The organism is Streptomyces sp. bgisy159 (genome assembly GCF_057707805.1).
Window position 1 is genome coordinate 48,630 of the sequence record NZ_JBYIQX010000023.1, and the last position, 15,556, is coordinate 64,185.

Sequence of the window (15,556 nt, forward strand, 5' to 3'; positions counted from 1 at the left end):
AGGGAGTTTGGACTCTAGCCGCCGCGCCGACCTGCTGGGCCGAGAGCGACCTGGTCCACCAGCGTCAAGGCCGACCCTGGTTACCGGAACCAACGTTCACCGCGGCCATTAGTACCTCACTCGCCGTTACCTATCCGAGCTAGGAGAACCACCGATTGCTCAATCTCCACCTACAGCGCCACTGCTCACTGCGTGCGGATTTCGATGTTTCTGCGGGAGCCCGTGCTCACGAAGTCGCGCTCCCTACAGACCTGGTCCATGGCTGAGGCGCAGATCATCCTGACGCACAGCCGAGAGTCCGGGATCGTCGCCATCGCCTCGGGCGAGCAGTACCCCTGGGCGCACACCGCCCTCGCGGAGAACGGCTTCCAGCGGGACGACGACGGCGTCTGGCACCTGCCCGCGGACGGCACCAAGACCACCGTGGTCGACCTGATCAGGTGCGCGAAGCGGCACCACACCAGCGTGCACACGAGCAGCCGCCGGTTCATCGGCGACGCCGCCCGCGACCTCACGCGCCTCCTGCCCGGCCAGTGGCGCGCCTCGTTCGAGATCTACTCGCACCCCGCCTGGCAGGAAGACCTCGTCCCCTGGATCTGGGACAGCGGCGAACTCGGCCGCGCCGTCCAGAGCGAGCGAATCCCCTACGCCGCGCTCCTCACCGACGCGGTGCAGGGCACCACGCTGCTGTTCATCGAACGCCCCGGCCGTCAACTCGACTACCTGGTAGGGGCCTTCTCGCCCGAGGGGCTAGAAGGGGGCTACGGCGATCCCCACGCCCCGCGCAGCATCGTCTTGCCGCCGTTTGCCGGACGGGCTGCCCAGGCCCTCACCGGCCGGTACCTCCCCGCCTACGAGCAGGCCGTCCACGCCCGCCAGACGGCGGCCATCGCCGCCGTGCTCGGGGACATCCGCTGCGAGCACGACACCTGGCAGGCCATGAACGCCTCCGGCCGCTACAGCGACGCCACCCCGCTGAGCGCCGCCGCTCTCGGCGCCGCGACGGGGTTGTTCCTCGACCACGCCTGGAGCCGTTTCCTGACCGTCGTCGACCACGCCCCGGCGCTGCTGGACCGGTGCCGACCCGCGAGCAGCCCGTGGCCCGACGACGCCGCGGCCCTCTCCCGTCTGGCCGACGCCGTGATCGATGCCGAGACCCTGGTCGACGAGATCGTCCACGGCGGTTTCGTGCCGGAGCAGGAGCGCCGAGCACGCGCGTGGCCGGCCATCGAGACCTGGCTCACTGACGGCGAAACGTTCTTGCGGCAGACCCGCATCAGCGCACCCCACCGCCGCCCGGCTCTGCCCGTCGCCGCGCCGGCCCGCCCCCTCACCGCGGCCCGGCCCGCGCACCGCGGCCCCTGACCTTTCCGCCCCCGCCCCGAGGAGAACACCGCCCCCTTGCAACCCGGCACCCACTTCGCCTTCGGCGACCACGAGGAACACGGCTTCGTGGCCTCCTTCACCGCCTCTATGCCCGCGCACCTCGCCCACTGGTACCTGGAGCGCGAGCAGTTCGAGCCCGTTCCCGGAGAACCCGGCCTGTACCGGCTCAGCGAGCCCGAGCGTGACGGAGTCCGCCGCACCCGCCAAGCCGTCCACGACCTGCGCCGCCACGGCTACACCGTGCAGGCCGACATCCGCCTTGACCCGTCCCTCTCGGCCGGCCCGGCACACCCCGCCCGGCCCCACGGACTCGAGGAGCGCCGCAGCCGTCTCGCCCAGGCCGCCGCCGGCCGGACGACGCAGCGCTCTACACCGCCCACCACCTCCCCGCCTTCGGCCCGGCCGATCCCGCCGAAGCCCATGTACGCTCCGACCGTCCATCTGACGGCCGCGACCGGCGGGCGGTCCCGATGACACCCGCGAGCAGTCCGACCCCCGACGGCCCCTTGCCGACCGCTCCCGAACTGGCCAACGCGGCACGCGACTTCCGTTTGCGGCTGGCGGTCATCGACCGCGAGACCGAGGCCGCGCTCGACATGACACGCGACCGCTACGGCCGTACCGTCCACGCGGGCGCCGCGGCAGCCGCACGAGCCCACCGCGACAAGGCCGCGGTGGAGGCGTACGCCGCCCACCTCGCCCCGCACGCCGAGGCTCTCCTCGATGCCGCCCGCCTGGCGCTCGATGAGCTGCCACCCGCTCGGCACCTGGCCGGGTGGCGGGCCGTCCTGGACGGCCTGGCCGTTTCGGCCGCCGAGATCCGCCGGGCGCTCGACCGGCCAGCCGCACCCGGTTCCCCGGCCGAGCGCGCTCAGCACGCGGCCTTGTGGCCGCACCTGGCCGCCTGGGCGGACCACGGCTCCATCGCCAGCAACCTCGCCGACCAGCAGGGCGGCCAGCACCACAAGGCTCCGCTGACCGACGAGGAACAGCAAATGTGGACCAAGAAGGCCCAGGCCGCGCAAAGGCGCGGCGAGCTGGAGCTGACCGAGTCGTGGTACTCCGCCGACGGGCAGCCGATCACCCTCGCCTATTTGGTCGAGGATGACGACTCGACGGTGGTCGCGCTGCGCGGCGATCCGGACGCACCGGGCTAGCAGGTGATCGGGCACTACGCCCACGAGTACGAGGCGGGCAAGGTGCTGCCCGCTCCGGTTCCGCCCGGCGTGCTGCGCGCGGACGTCTCCCGGTTCAACCGCCCGGCACCGGTCCCGGAGGTGTCCCTGCAGGACCTCATCCGCGATGTCGTCGAAGGCCACAGTGCCGGTGACGCCTCCAATGCGCTTCTCAGCGCTGTCCAGCGCGGCTATGACGCCGGACCGATGGTCCGCCTGCAGGAACTCCTGGAGACCAGCGGCCAGTTCGCCAGCGCCCTGGAGACCGTGCAGGGCCGCCAGATCGCCGCCCGCCTGGCAGCGCTGAGCCGGCAGATCGAGTTCCTCACCCGCGAAGCCGAAGAGGCGGCCGAGGACCTCGGCGCGACCGTCGCCGTCCTGCCCCCGCACCGCACCCCCGTGCTGCGCACCCGTCCGCGCCCCGCCGTGGACACCACACCGCCCAAGCCGCCACCCCGCGCCAGCACCACCGCCCGACACCGCTAAGTGAGCGTTTGATTCTCGGTTGTCTGTTTCATTTGGCTTAGCTGTCGCGCCAGTTGGGGGTGGCTTCGTGGGTGAGGCGGCGGGTCATGAGGTTGATGGCGGCGAGCTGGATCATGGCGGCTGAGCGGTGGGGGTGGGTTTCGTAGTCGCGGGCGAGGCGGCGGTGGTGCATGAGCCAGCCGAGGGTGCGTTCGATGACCCAGCGGCGGGGTTGGACGTGGAAGCCGCGGACGGTGGGGTCGCGTTGGACGATCTCGAGGTCGATGCCGAGGTGGGCGGCCTGTTCAACGGCTTTGGTCTTGTAGCCGTTGTCGGCCCAGGCCTTGGTGATGGTGGGGTGGCGTGCGGCGATGCCGGCGAGGAGTGGGGTGCCTGCGGCGGAGTCGTGAACGCTGGCGGCGGTGACCGTGACGGCCAGGAGGAGGCCGAGGGTGTCGGTGACGATGTGCCGCTTGCGTCCGATGATCTTCTTGGCGGGGTCGATGCCCTGGCTGGTCAGGGGGACGGTGGCGGAGGTTTTGATGCTCTGGCTGTCGATCAGGCAGGCGCTGGGCTCGCTGGTGCGGCCTTCGGCCTGACGGACTTTGCCGCGTAACAGGCCGGTGAGCTGGTCGAAGATGCCGTCGGCTTCCCAGCGGGCGAAGTAGCCGTAGACGCTCTGGTGGGGCGGGAAGTCGTGGGGTAGGTAGCGCCAGGGGATGCCGGTGCGGTCGACGTAGAGGATGGCGTTCATCAGGGTGCGCAGGTCGTGGGTGGGTTTGCGGATGCCGTTGCGGGCCTGGCGCCAGGCTTCGAGGGTGGGGCGGATGAGTTCCCAGCGGGCGTCGGACAGGTCGCTGGGGTAGGGCCGTGGAGTTTGCATAACGGATGCGTATGGGGCGGCAGCTGGTCTGGCCAGGGCGTGTGCGGGTTTGCCGGGTGCACCGGGGCGTGCGTTCTCGACACGGCGCGTACCGGTAGATTTCCAAATGAGACAGGAGCACTTACAAGGAAACCGGCGCACTACAGCTCTGCCGATTGCCGCAGAAGCGATGTTTCCGGCGAATCGCTTCGCTGAGCGCTCGATCCGGCTCCTGGAATTCCCCCTGAACCATCCAATACCAGAATCAAACGCTCACTAAGCCCATGTCCCACCTGGTCTTGACGAACACGAGCCCATGGAGCAGTACGCGATCAACCTTGCCCTCGCAAAATACGAGCACGATCGTGAGCTGTCTTGAGCGCTCACGGCCTAGGGGCGGCCATGCCAGCCGCCCCGGAGCAGCGACTACTGCTGACGCTTACTCACGTGTGACACGGCGGTCATGCCGGCGCCGTAGGTGAAGGCAAGGACCGCACCGCCAGAAGCGACGGCGGTGAGGGCAGGCTGCCCCAGAACAGCGGAGCCGATCCCCGCAACCAGCCCAGCGATGACGGATACCAGAGCAACGACGACAACGTGATACACGCGGTGGTCACAGGTAGAAGTGGTGGCAGACAAGTAGGGCCCTCCCATACTCCGTCGGAGCGCCGTCACCTGAATCAGGGCAGGGTGCAGCCTGCGCTGGATTCACGTCACAGCGTCGCCGCCCAGCGGGCGTCGCGATAGGGAAGCGCCGGCCAGGCGCGCCTATCGCTCCTCGGATGGAGCGCCGTAGCGGTTGGCCATCATCACCGATGCACCATGCCTTTCAAGGATCTCGTCAACCACGTCCATGGTAGCCAACCCCACTGACACCCAGGCAAGTTGGTAGCCGTTTCTTGGGGGCCCAAGCTGCAGCGACTCCCACTCACCTGGTCTTCACGCGCGAAGCCTCGTTGCAGGCACACCTCTCCTGGTGGCCGTGTTTCCTGGCCAAGCATCCCGCCCGCCGCGCCGCCCTCGCCGGACACCTCGCCAAGCAGCCGCTCGCCGGCCCGGCGCTCCCTGGCACCGGCGCGGCCTTCGCTCTCACCGTCCTTCTCGCCGCGCGCCGACATCTGGGCCCCGCGGGCAGGCGCGGTGCGGCTGGCGCCGGTGCCTGCTCCGTGGCCGGTACATGACGCCCTGATCAGGGCGCAACCCCACTACTTCCAACCCCTTTGAGGAGATCGAATTATGGCCGTGCGTACGCACTGGACCGTGGAGCACGCCTGCTCCCACCGAGTGGATCACGACCTGTCCAATCGCCCTGCCGACAAGCGGGCCAGCTTCGCCCGCTGGCTCGCGTCGAAGGACTGCACCGACTGCTGGAAGGCCGCACGCGACGCCGACTCCGAGTCCAAGGATGGGTGGCTCGCGGCCAAGCGGGCCGAGGAGCAGGAGGCAGCCCTCGCGTGGGCGAAGCAGTTCGACATGCCGCAGTTGGAGGGCCCGGCCAAGGCCCTGGACTGGGGTGAGCGCTCCCGCCACCAGCTGATGACATCCGCGCACACCGCACTCGTGGTCGAGGGCACGTGGGACGAGGCGGACTGGGCGGAGCTGGAGGAGAAGGCCCGCACCATCACCCGTGCCGGATGGTGGATCGACCAGCGCGACGCCGAAGGCACTGACCTGCTCGAACTCCTCGACGCAGCCGATGAGGCGGACCGCGGGACGGAGAACCCGTTCCGCTGACGGCGGGGCAACATAGCCGGAGAACGCCGGTTAGCCAAACCGGCGTTCCTCCGGACTATTGATGCTCCCACCCCGCCAGCATCTGCGTGGAAGGACCTCATGTCCCAGCCCCCGCCCCACCTCGGCGTTCGCACCGACGCCCGACCCGCTCACCCCCGATCGGGACATCACTCACGCCCACTTCCAGGCCGGTGACACCGTCGTCGTCCTGAAGGGGATGGCCGGCGGCGAACTGTGGGGCGATGCGATGCGCGTCGTGGCCCCGTCCTGGCACACCCCGACCGACGAGGACGGCTGGCGGCTGCGTGATGCGACCGGCGGCGCCCAGTCCTACGTCACCGCCCACCCCCGCTACCTCGTGCACCTCTCGCGCCGCTGCCCGGACTGCCTGATCTACCTGCGCGCCATGGAGGATGCCCTCTTTACGCGGTTCGCCGACCGCGACGAGCTGATCGACTGCGGCTGGTACACCACCACCGCCCTGGGCCAGCTCGTGCACATCGCGGACATCCGGAGTGGCCGATGACTTCCCCCACGCACCGTCCCGGCCGTTCCGCCGCGCTCGACAGAGCCAGGGCCCAAGCCACCGCATCTCCGGTCGATTCTTCCTGGCCGCTTCACCTGGCCGAAGACCTCCGCGACATCGAGGCCGACTGGAGAACTTCGGCCGAGGTGTGCGCGGATGCTGCCTGGGCGGCACGGTCGGCCGGCCACAGCGTCCTGACCCTGCTGTCCCCGCAGGACGTCACCGCAATGGGCCTTGACCCGATCACCGCCCGCACCTTGGCTCATCTGTACCTGAGCGCCCTGCGGTTCGACTTCCGCTGCCCCACCCTCCAACGCCTCGTCGAACAACTCGCGGAAACCGCGCGTCAGCCGCTGGACTGCTACACCCGGGCCTTGTACGCCTTCGCGCTGCTGGGCCAGTCCCGCCCGGAGGGCCTGGCGGTCATGGACGAGGTCCTCGCGGAGGCCGGGCAGCACACCAAGACCCTGCACGTCCTGCTGCACGGGCTGTGGCTCGGCCAGGACCTGGACCAGGACGCGGAGCGTCTCCTGGCCCTCAGCTCCCGACCGGCCCTCGCCACCGGCAGCGACCCGATCGTCCTCTTCCGCGTGGCGGGTGCCCTGCGCCGGCTGGGCCGGTACGACGAAGGGTTGGGCGCCATCGACAGGGCGATCGACTGTCTCCCGCCGGGGGACACCTCGGTGCACGCCGACCTGGTCCGCGAGCGCTCCCTGCTCTGCACAGCCCGCGACCTTCATCAGCACCGGCCGCCCACCCGCACGTCGAGCGGGGTGCCGTCATGATCCCCCGCCTGCACGCGCGGACCCACTCGCCGCGCGACCCGCTCGCCGAGGCACTCGGGCGGCCCCTTTCCCCGAACGAGGGTCTGACGGAGTACACCATCGTCGCCCACTGGCCGGACCTGGACTACTACACCCCCAACGACGAGCAGAGAACCTGGACATCCGCTCAGTGGGCCGAGCACCTCGAAGATCCCTACCTGGAGCATCCGTTCACTGCCAGTGCGGACGACGACCGACGGGCGATCCTCCATCTCGACATCCGCCTCCACCCGGACGACCGGGAGCTGACCGGTCCCGAGTGGGCCGAAACCGCTCACCGGTTCGCGCGAGCCGCCGGTATCGAGATACCCGGCGCCGCAGAGCACGGCTGGCGGTGGATCGCCGTCCAGGCACAGCCCGGGCGCCTGGACCTGATCGCCAACCTGATCCACCTCGACGGCACCTGGCGCACCCCGCCCTCAGACATACTGCGGCGCCTTGCGGACGAGGCACGCCGCATCGAACAGGACCTCAACTTGATCCCCGCCCGCACCGGACCCGCGACACGCCCCGCTGTCCGTACGGCGCCCACCGCATCCGCGCAGTTCGCGAGCGTCCTTACGCAGCTCGCCGACGAGCAGGCCGGCCCGCTGGCCACGGTCCGCGGACTGAGCGAGCACACCGCTCACCGCATCGCCCGCCAGCCCGGAGCCGCCAGCACCGAAGCAGCACACGGTCTGGAGCTGATCGCCCGCCGGCTCCACGCGATCCAGCAGGACCTGGACACCACCGCGGCCCACCTGGTCCGCCGGTCCCGGATCGCCGCCGCACCGCCCGTAGCCCGGCACACCGCCCACAGATCTCCGTAGGAGCAACGCCTTCTTGCCCCATACCGGCCGCTTCATGGACATCCGCCGCGACTCGAGCTCCAGCGAACTCCTCGCGCGCGGCGACGACTTGGAGGCACACAGCATTCTCCAGCGCGCGGGATTCATCGCGGTCGTCCGCCTCCACGAGACCTACCACCGCGGCCCCGCCGGCCTCACCGAGGACGACGAGTCCCGTCTCGCCACCGATGCCGTAGCGCGCCTGCGGGCTGCCGGGTACCACGTCGACTGCGACGAACCTTTCGACACCGACGCCCGCCCCGCGCGCTATCCCACGCTCGGTACCTCGGTCTCCCACCTCGCCGAACGCCTGCGCGAAGCCACCGACACCGCCGAGGCAGCCGACATCCTCACCGCACTCACCGCGCCCCACGACGGCATCCTCGCCGGGTTGGAGGAAACCCTCGGCGCTCTGGCGGAGTTCTTCGACGGACTCGGCAACGCGACCGATCCGCACACCGCCCGGCGCCTGCGCTACCTCGCCGACGAATACGTCCGCGTCATCCACTCCGACCTCGCGTACACCCGCGAACGGCTGGCCGACCGGCACGCCCCTCACCCCGGCCGCCGCCCCTGCGCCGAGCAGGTGCCCGACCACGAGCCCGAACGCTCCGCCGTGTGCGCCTGCCCACCCCCGCCGCGTGCACTGCCGGCCCCGGCACCGCCGCCCGTCGGTGCCACCCGCCTGCGCCGCTGAGCCCCTGCAACTGCCCAAGGACACCATGCACGACCACGACACCTCCGAGCACCTCGCCTCGTACGCCGACGTCCTCGCCGGTGAACTCCCCGATACCTGGACCAGCACGCACCTGACAGCCGATGCCAAAGACGACCTCGCCGAACTCGCCGACCGGATCTGGGACCTGGACCTGGTCGCCGCCTCCCTCGGCGAGCACCCGCTGACGCAGGCAGCCGTCCTCAGCCGCCCCGACGGCGCCCAGCTCGTCCTCCTGGACCGGCACGACGGACGCGACGGCTTCCTTCTCGCCGCCGTCGCCCCGCGCGCCCTGCCCGACGAGGCGTACCGGGCTGTCCCTGAGCCCAACGGCGTCGCCCTGGCAGACGACCCGTTCCTGAGTGCCGAGCAGGTCGCTGGCGATCTGCTCGCCCGCTACGACCGTGCGCTCGCACAGGTCCGGCACAACGCCCTGGGTGGCATCCAGCCCTCCCAGCCGGACCGGATCGTCCTGACCTGGCAGCCGGACGGCAGCGTCGCCACCGCCCCCGCCGACGACCGGGCCGGCACGATCCTCGTCGCCCACGGCTTCATCCAGGACCCGCAGAGCGGCATCTACCGCCTGGGTGGTGACGACACCCAGGTCCAGGCCCGCGCCCTGCGCGAGATCGGCCCGCGCCTCGACGCGCTCGGCATCGGTACCGCCCTCCAGCACCCCGCCGGACGAACCGCGCCTACCTCAGCCCCGGCATCCATGCCGCCGACCCCGTCCGGCACCCGTACGCCAACCGCCAGGACTCGATGAACCAGGCGGAGGCCGACCTGGGCATCCCCTCCCTGCTCCTGACCGGTCATGACGTCAAGTGCACGCCCGGCGTCTTCGACGAAGCCACCTACCGGCGGGCCATGCACGGCCTCCGCACCAGAGCGGCCCGTCCCGCAGCGCAGCAACCGGCACCGGACGGCTCCCCGTCGCACTCCGCACCGGCCCGCTGTACCCCGTAAGACGCCCGAGCGGCCCCGGCACCACGCCGGGGCCGCCCAGCACACCGCCCGACTCCCGGAGAAACCCGTAGCACCCCGCACACCCCCACCGATCAGCAACCGGCTCAAGCCCCGGCTCGCCACAGCCCTGTTCCGCCGCTATCTGCGCGCTTGCATACCGACCGGTCCCGACCACACCTCCCCGCTGACCGGCGCCCGCCCGGGGGGCGTCCTCACCGAGTCACAGCGCGTCGGGCAGCGCCACCACCACTGACCGTTCACCGCCCCGGAGGAGCATGTCCCACCCCGCCCCCTATCCGGTGAGACTGGCCGACGAGATCACCCGCCAGCTCGGCCAGCTCGCCGACCACCTCTCGCAGCTTCCCCCGCCCCAGGCCGCGCAGGTCATCGCCCGCGTTCTCGACCCGGACGCCGGAGTCCTCGGCGGCGTCACTCACCTCGTCGCCACCGGAAGCGTGTTCGCCAAGGACCAGGCAGAGCGCGGCGCGCTCCCCGCGGAGGTGTGGCTCGCTCTGGGCCGTGCCTCGAACGAACTGCACGACATCACCCTCGACCTGGACGAACACAAGGACGCCCTGGCGCACGTCAGCACCCAGCCCGCCACCACCGAGGCGAAGCGCCCAGTGCCCGCACCGCTCGTGGTCCGGCGGCGCCGGTGAAGAAGAAGCAGTGGCAGGGCTGGGGGCCCGGCGAGCAGGCCGAGCAGCACTACCTCGTCCAGCCCCGTGCCCTGGCAGGCGGCGGCGACGTCCGGCACGTCTCGGAGTTCCTGCGTGCCTCGGGCTGGCGGGACAAGTCCAAGACCGGCGGCCCTTTGTTAATGGAGAGCCCGGACCGGACCGTCCGCGTCGCCTACGACCCTTACGTCCTTCCCGGCGGCTGGACCATCCACGGCCGGGCAGACGGGGCCAGCGGCGAGTGGTCGGCGCACCTGGGCCGTCAGGCCCCGGTGGAGATCGTCGCCGGCCTGACCGACGCCCTCACCCGTCCCCGCTCCGCACACGCCCCCAACGTCTGGGCTCCGCTGCAGGAACAGAACTGGCACACGCGTTTCGAGGGCGAAAACTACGTGGCGACCAGCCCCGACAGCACCGCGTGGATGCAGTACGGCCAGAACCCCGACGGCACGGCGATGTGGTGGAGCGGAGCGCAGGACAAGCAGGGCAACGGCTGGACGGCCCACTTCACGCCGAACACCCCGATGCACCTCGTGCAAGCCTTCTCCACCGAACTCGCTAGCCCCGACCCCGTGATGCGCCCACGCGGACGCGTCCCGCACAGCGCGCAGATCCGCACCTGGTCGGTATCCGTCGAGCCCTCCCAGCTCAGCGCCTGGCAGCAGGCCCGCATCACGGCCGCCCGGGCCGCCACCTGGGCCCGCAACAGCGCCCGAAGCACCAGACCGCGCACCACCGCCCGCGCCCACGCCGCCGACGGCGCACGAACCCGCCGCTGACCACGACACCCACCACCCCGAGGAGCCCGATGCCCGCACTCACCCCGGACACCATCCGCGCCGCGACCGACACCCTGTGCCGTCTCACCGAATACCTGCGCGAGAACCCCGACCCCAAGGAGGCGCTCGCTCTCGTCGAGCCCCTCCTCGACGAATACACCGGCCTGCCCATCCAGCTCGGTGACACCCTGCGCGCCCTCGCCCGCGCCGTACAGAGCCACCCGAACACACCGCGCAGCGAGAAGATCAGTGATCTGGTCACCGAGCTGCGTGCCGCGGCGTGGGTGCAGACCGACCAGTACATGCTCCACTACGTCCTGGACGAGCTGCGCAAGGTGATCGGCAGCGCCGCCGCGAGTGAGCCGGGGTGCGGTCGGTGCCGCTGAGCGAACGGCAGCTCGCCGGGTTCGCCGACAAGCACGCCTGGCGGATCCCCTTCGACACCAGCCCCCGCCATCTCGCCGGCCCCGGGGATGCCCGCCACGTCACCCACGGCTTGGCCGCCGCCGGATGGAGCGCCGTCTCCGACCCTTTGAGTGCCGAGATCGTCCTGCGCAGTCCCGACCTTCGCCACAGCCTCCAGTTCGACCCGCAGTCCGCCACCTCTGCATGGTGGCGGCTGCGGGCCGAGCCCACCGACACCGAGCCCGGCTGGTACGCCGAGTTCGGTGAACTCGTGCCCGCCGAGGTCCTCGCCGGCTTCACCGATGCCCTCATCGCCCCGCCGCCACAACAGCCAGACCCGTGGCAGCCGGTGACCTCGGCGGGCTGGCACCGCGACTCGGACGGTACGGCGCGCTCGCCGGACTCCATGTGCCACATCGAACTGCGCCCGTTGAGCGAATTCAGTGGCCGGTCGTCCTGGCACGTTGAGACCTGCGAGCCCGGCGACGGGCAGTTCCCCGGCCCGCGCATCTGGCACGCCTACTTCGACAAGGACGTCCCCGCCCACCATGTCGGATCGTTCCTCACCGCGCTGGCCGACCGCAGCCCGCTCCAGCGCGGCATGTACGACCGCACCGGCCACTACAGCGCCGTGCAGGAGCCCAGCCCGCTGCGCCCGCAGCAGGTGGTCGACGCCCACACCGCCCGTATCGAGTCGCTCCGTGCCCGGGCACGCTCCGCCCGCAGGCAGCAGACGAAACCCGCACCGACGCCGGCAAAGGCCCACACCGCCCAGCCGGCCGCCCGCCGCTGAACCGACAGGACCCCTTTCCCATTTCCGCCGATCACCGCGCCCACCGCGCCCTCCTCCGTCACCTCGACCATTACGTGAGCGACAGCAAGAAGATCCGCGACGCCTGGGACGCCTACTCCGACGAACACACCGACCTCGACGGCTGGCCCTACGACGACCACGCCTACGGAAGGCGCGCGAGCCAGCGCGACGCCGACACCGCCGAGGCATTCGAGCCGCTCCGGTACGGCGCCCGTCACCTGCTGGCCACGGCCGAAACGCAACTGGCCCACCTGCCGGAGACCAACGTGCAGAGCCGCTGGGTCTACCAGCTGGGCGTCCTGCGCGACGCACTCGACCGACTCGACGAACTGCACGAGCAATGGCTGGTCACCCGCGACGCCCTCCCCGCCACCGCCAAGCCCGGCACCCCGGACTTCGACGACGCACTCGCCGCACATCACGCCGAATCGTGGAGCTACCTCGACGACTGGGCCACCCACGGCAAGGCGCTCCGCGAGATCAACACGGCCGCCCGTAAAGCCCCTTCACCCCTGGCTCCCACACCGACACCGGCCCCGGCCACCGCGCCCGACCGGCGAGCTACGGCACGGAAGTGAGCACGCCCCCGACTCCCGAGACCGTCGAGGTCGACTTCATCACGCCGCGCCATCTGGTCGGCGGCGGTGCCCCCGCCTGGATCACCGTCTCCCTGCACCGCGCCTGCGGCTGGAGCCACGGCAACGACCCCCTGATACCCCGCGTCCTGCTCTCCAGCCCGGACCAGGAGACCCTCCTGCGCCTGGAACCCGATCCCGACGGACAGTGGTGGACCCTCAACCATGCAGCGGAGCCGGACCGGCCCGCCTGGTACGCGAGTTTCGGCGCCCGCACCCCGGTCGAACTCATCGCCGCCTTCAGCGACATCCCGCCGGCAACTCCAGGCCCGCCGCGCCCGCCGCCGGCCAGGAACAGCCGCAGCCGCTGAATGCCCCGCCCCCGCCCGGAAGGCACGTAACTCTTTGCCCCCCACCTCCTCCAACAGTTCCACCGACGGGTACGACATCGTCCTGCGCCTCCTGATCGGAGTCGCAGCCGTCGTCGTCCCCCTGTCCCACCTCGCCTGGCTGTCCGGCAACATCACCGCCTACCTCACCGGAGGCGGCTGGGCGCCGTACCAGCCGACCACCGCCCTGCTCCACCCCCAGCGCCTCTGGCCCCACGCTGGAGAAACACCCCTGCTGATCGGGGCACGCATCGTTCCCGTTCTCCTCCTCCTGGCCCTCGGGACAACAGCGGGCATCCTGTTGGCCCGGCACAAGAACCGCAGCGGCGGCCGGAAGAAGAAGATCACCGGCATGGCCAAGGCCCGGGACATCGAACCGATGATGGCCAAGGCGATCACCGAGAAGGCCCGCTCCCTGCGCCCGAGCCTGAAGGACGCCAAGCACATCGAGGCCCGCGACACCGGCATCCTCCTCGGCAACCTGCAGGGCACCAAGCAGGAGATCCGCATGGGCTACGAGGACGTGGCCGTCGCCATCATGGCGCCCCGCTCGGGCAAGACCACCTCGCTCGCGATCCCCTCCATCCTCGCCGCGCCCGGCCCGGTCCTGCTGACCTCGAACAAGGCCGCCGGCGATGCGTTCACCGCCACCTACGACGCCCGCGCCGCCGTGGGACGGGTGTGGTCGATGGACCCGCAGCAGATCGCGCACGCCGCACGCGAGATGTGGTGGAATCCCTTGGCGGACGCCAAAACCCTCGACGGCGCCGGGCGGCTGGCCGGCCACTTCCTCGCCGCCTCCGTGGACGCCTCCCAACAGGGCGACTTCTGGTCCAAGGCCGGATCCAACATCCTCGCGCAGCTCTTCCTCGCCGCGGCCCTGGACGAGCGGCCGATCACCGACGTCATGCAGTGGCTGGCCTTCCCCGCCGACCGCACCCCGCTCGACATCCTCCGCGACGACGGATTCACCGCCATCGCCGCCCAACTCAAGGGCACCGTGGAAGGACCGCCGGAAACCAGGGACGGCATCTACGAGACCGCCCGCCAGTACGCCGCCGCGCTGCTCAACAGCGAGATCGCCGCCTGGGTCACCCCGCAGAAGAACGTCCCCGAGTTCAGGCCGTCCGAGTTCGTCACCTCCACCGACACCCTCTTCCTGCTCAGCAAGGACGGCGGAGGCGGAGCCTCGGCGCTGATCGCGGCGTGCGCCGACTCGGTGATGCGGGCCGCGACCGCCCAGGCCGAACGAGCCGGAGGACGCCTCGACCCGCCCATGCTCGCGATCCTCGACGAGGCCGCCAACGTGTGCAAGATCTCGGACCTTCCGGACCTGTACTCGCACCTCGGGTCGCGCGGCATCATCCCGATCACGATCCTGCAGTCCTACCGCCAGGGCCAGAAGGTCTGGGGGGACGCCGGCATGGACGCCATGTGGTCCGCCTCTACCGTCAAGGTCATCGGCTCCGGTATCGACGACCCCGACTTCGCGGACAAGCTGTCCCGCCTGATCGGCGACCACGACGTCGAGACCACCTCGACCTCGCACTCCGAGTCCGGCAAGTCGACCTCGGTGTCGATGCGACAGCAGCGGATCCTTCCCGCAGACGAGATCCGCGCCCTGCCCAAGGGCACGGCCCTCTGCTTCGCCACCAGTCTGCGCGCCGCCATGCTCGACCTGCGCCCGTGGTACCAAGAGCCCGGCGCGGCAGAACTGTCCGCGGCGTCCGACCGCGCATCCAAGGCGATCACCGCCCGGGCCATCGCCAAGCACGCACCGGTCCAGTCCGACTTCGGGCCCGCCGCGTGAGCGAATCGCGCCTGCACCTGGTGCCCGTCCGCTCTCGGGACGCCAAGGAGTTCGTCCGCCTCTGGCACCGGCACCACCCGCCGCCCGCCGGACAGATCTTCTCCCTCGGTGCCGCCGACGAGCCCAACATCCTGCGCGCCGTGGCCGTGGTCGGCCGCCCTGTCGCCCGCCACTTGGACGACGGCACCACCCTCGAAGTCACCCGCACCGCCAGTGACGGCACACGCAACGCCAACTCCCTGCTCTACGGAGCTGCTTGGAGAGCGGCCAAAGCGCTCGGATACCGGCGGCTGATCACCTATACGCAGGCAGGGGAGAGCGGAGCCTCGCTGCGCGGCGCGGGGTGGCGCGTCCTGGCCCACCGTCCTCCAAGGCCGGGCTGGCACACGCCGTCCCGGCCGCGGACGGACCGCGGAACCTCGCAGATCGCTCGCACACTGTGGCAAGCGCCCTGACAAGACACGCTCATCGGCACCTATGCATCCCACGAACGCGACGACATGACGTCCGTCAGCAGCGCTGGACGCGGTCATCGCCGCGGCCGTCCCGCTCGGCAGGCGCGGTACCACCACGTGCAGGCTCGCCGGGCCCGCTGAAACAGCCACCAGATCCCGTTCCCCGATCCCC

The 15,556-nt window shown here is 70.9% G+C and carries 17 protein-coding genes and 2 pseudogenes; 18 read left to right on the top strand and 1 reads right to left on the bottom strand.

The features are described 5' to 3' along the window. The first annotated feature begins 258 nt into the window (after window positions 1–258). The 3 genes and pseudogenes from AC3ET3_RS22080 (at window position 259) to AC3ET3_RS22090 (ending at window position 3,047) form a co-directional block, all read left to right on the top strand. The gene (locus tag AC3ET3_RS22080) at window positions 259–1,365 is read left to right on the top strand and encodes a hypothetical protein (protein WP_435612728.1); all 1,107 of its coding nucleotides are present in this window, start codon (window positions 259–261) and stop codon (window positions 1,363–1,365) included. 36 nt (window positions 1,366–1,401) lie between these two features. Beyond that, window positions 1,402–1,860, top strand: coding sequence for a hypothetical protein (locus tag AC3ET3_RS22085; protein ID WP_360965057.1), 459 nt, complete (start codon window positions 1,402–1,404; stop codon window positions 1,858–1,860). Beyond that, window positions 1,857–3,047 (top strand): annotated as a pseudogene (locus AC3ET3_RS22090) (hypothetical protein). The gene AC3ET3_RS22085 and the pseudogene AC3ET3_RS22090 overlap by 4 nt, the downstream one beginning before the upstream one ends. 37 nt (window positions 3,048–3,084) lie before the next feature. Here the strand turns inward: AC3ET3_RS22090 and AC3ET3_RS22095 are convergent. Then, window positions 3,085–3,909 carry an IS5 family transposase gene (locus AC3ET3_RS22095; RefSeq protein ID WP_435612729.1) on the bottom strand — a complete coding sequence of 275 codons (825 nt, stop codon included), beginning with the start codon at window positions 3,907–3,909 and terminating at the stop codon, window positions 3,085–3,087. Window positions 3,910–5,124: 1,215 nt separating this feature from the next. Here AC3ET3_RS22095 and AC3ET3_RS22100 point away from each other — a divergent pair. From AC3ET3_RS22100 to AC3ET3_RS22170, 15 genes and pseudogenes are all read left to right on the top strand, one after another. Further along, the gene (locus tag AC3ET3_RS22100; protein WP_435612730.1) at window positions 5,125–5,622 is read left to right on the top strand and encodes a hypothetical protein; all 498 of its coding nucleotides are present in this window, start codon (window positions 5,125–5,127) and stop codon (window positions 5,620–5,622) included. A gap of 61 nt (window positions 5,623–5,683) precedes the next feature. Continuing rightward, a complete protein-coding gene (locus AC3ET3_RS22105) occupies window positions 5,684–6,148 on the top strand; it encodes a hypothetical protein (RefSeq protein ID WP_435612731.1) in 465 nt (154 codons plus the stop codon). Then, window positions 6,145–6,933: a hypothetical protein gene (locus AC3ET3_RS22110; RefSeq protein ID WP_435612732.1), complete on the top strand. Its 789-nt coding sequence runs from the start codon at window positions 6,145–6,147 to the stop codon at window positions 6,931–6,933. The genes AC3ET3_RS22105 and AC3ET3_RS22110 overlap by 4 nt, the downstream gene beginning before the upstream one ends. Then, the gene (locus AC3ET3_RS22115) at window positions 6,930–7,781 is read left to right on the top strand and encodes a relaxase/mobilization nuclease (RefSeq protein ID WP_435612733.1); all 852 of its coding nucleotides are present in this window, start codon (window positions 6,930–6,932) and stop codon (window positions 7,779–7,781) included. The genes AC3ET3_RS22110 and AC3ET3_RS22115 overlap by 4 nt, the downstream gene beginning before the upstream one ends. Before the next feature lie 34 nt (window positions 7,782–7,815). Beyond that, window positions 7,816–8,496: a hypothetical protein gene (locus AC3ET3_RS22120; protein ID WP_435612760.1), complete on the top strand. Its 681-nt coding sequence runs from the start codon at window positions 7,816–7,818 to the stop codon at window positions 8,494–8,496. 25 nt (window positions 8,497–8,521) lie between these two features. Beyond that, window positions 8,522–9,280, top strand: a complete 759-nt coding sequence (locus AC3ET3_RS22125; protein WP_351728234.1) for a hypothetical protein — start codon at window positions 8,522–8,524, stop codon at window positions 9,278–9,280. Continuing rightward, window positions 9,277–9,480, top strand: coding sequence for a hypothetical protein (locus AC3ET3_RS22130; RefSeq protein WP_351728203.1), 204 nt, complete (start codon window positions 9,277–9,279; stop codon window positions 9,478–9,480). Before AC3ET3_RS22125 ends, AC3ET3_RS22130 begins: the two co-directional genes overlap by 4 nt. A 275-nt stretch (window positions 9,481–9,755) precedes the next feature. After that, entirely contained in the window at window positions 9,756–10,139 is a 384-nt protein-coding gene (locus AC3ET3_RS22135; protein WP_061915785.1) for a hypothetical protein, read from the top strand. Next, complete coding sequence (locus AC3ET3_RS22140) at window positions 10,136–10,936, top strand: SPDY domain-containing protein (protein ID WP_435612734.1); 801 nt, start codon at window positions 10,136–10,138, stop codon at window positions 10,934–10,936. Before AC3ET3_RS22135 ends, AC3ET3_RS22140 begins: the two co-directional genes overlap by 4 nt. A gap of 29 nt (window positions 10,937–10,965) precedes the next feature. Further along, on the top strand, window positions 10,966–11,322 hold the full coding sequence (locus tag AC3ET3_RS22145; RefSeq protein ID WP_058082617.1) for a hypothetical protein: 357 nt from the start codon (window positions 10,966–10,968) through the stop codon (window positions 11,320–11,322). Next, window positions 11,313–12,134 (top strand): SPDY domain-containing protein, encoded by an 822-nt coding sequence (locus tag AC3ET3_RS22150; protein WP_435612735.1) that lies wholly within the window; start codon window positions 11,313–11,315, stop codon window positions 12,132–12,134. The genes AC3ET3_RS22145 and AC3ET3_RS22150 overlap by 10 nt, the downstream gene beginning before the upstream one ends. 74 nt (window positions 12,135–12,208) lie before the next feature. Further along, window positions 12,209–12,733, top strand: a complete 525-nt coding sequence (locus AC3ET3_RS22155; protein ID WP_435612736.1) for a hypothetical protein — start codon at window positions 12,209–12,211, stop codon at window positions 12,731–12,733. Then, window positions 12,730–13,065: pseudogene (locus AC3ET3_RS22160) on the top strand (SPDY domain-containing protein); the annotation flags it as partial. The gene AC3ET3_RS22155 and the pseudogene AC3ET3_RS22160, both read left to right, overlap by 4 nt. Before the next feature lie 70 nt (window positions 13,066–13,135). Next, a complete protein-coding gene (locus tag AC3ET3_RS22165) occupies window positions 13,136–14,929 on the top strand; it encodes a type IV secretory system conjugative DNA transfer family protein (protein WP_435612737.1) in 1,794 nt (597 codons plus the stop codon). Then, window positions 14,926–15,384, top strand: a complete 459-nt coding sequence (locus AC3ET3_RS22170; RefSeq protein ID WP_079060030.1) for an XF1762 family protein — start codon at window positions 14,926–14,928, stop codon at window positions 15,382–15,384. The genes AC3ET3_RS22165 and AC3ET3_RS22170 overlap by 4 nt, the downstream gene beginning before the upstream one ends. Window positions 15,385–15,556: the final 172 nt, after the last annotated feature.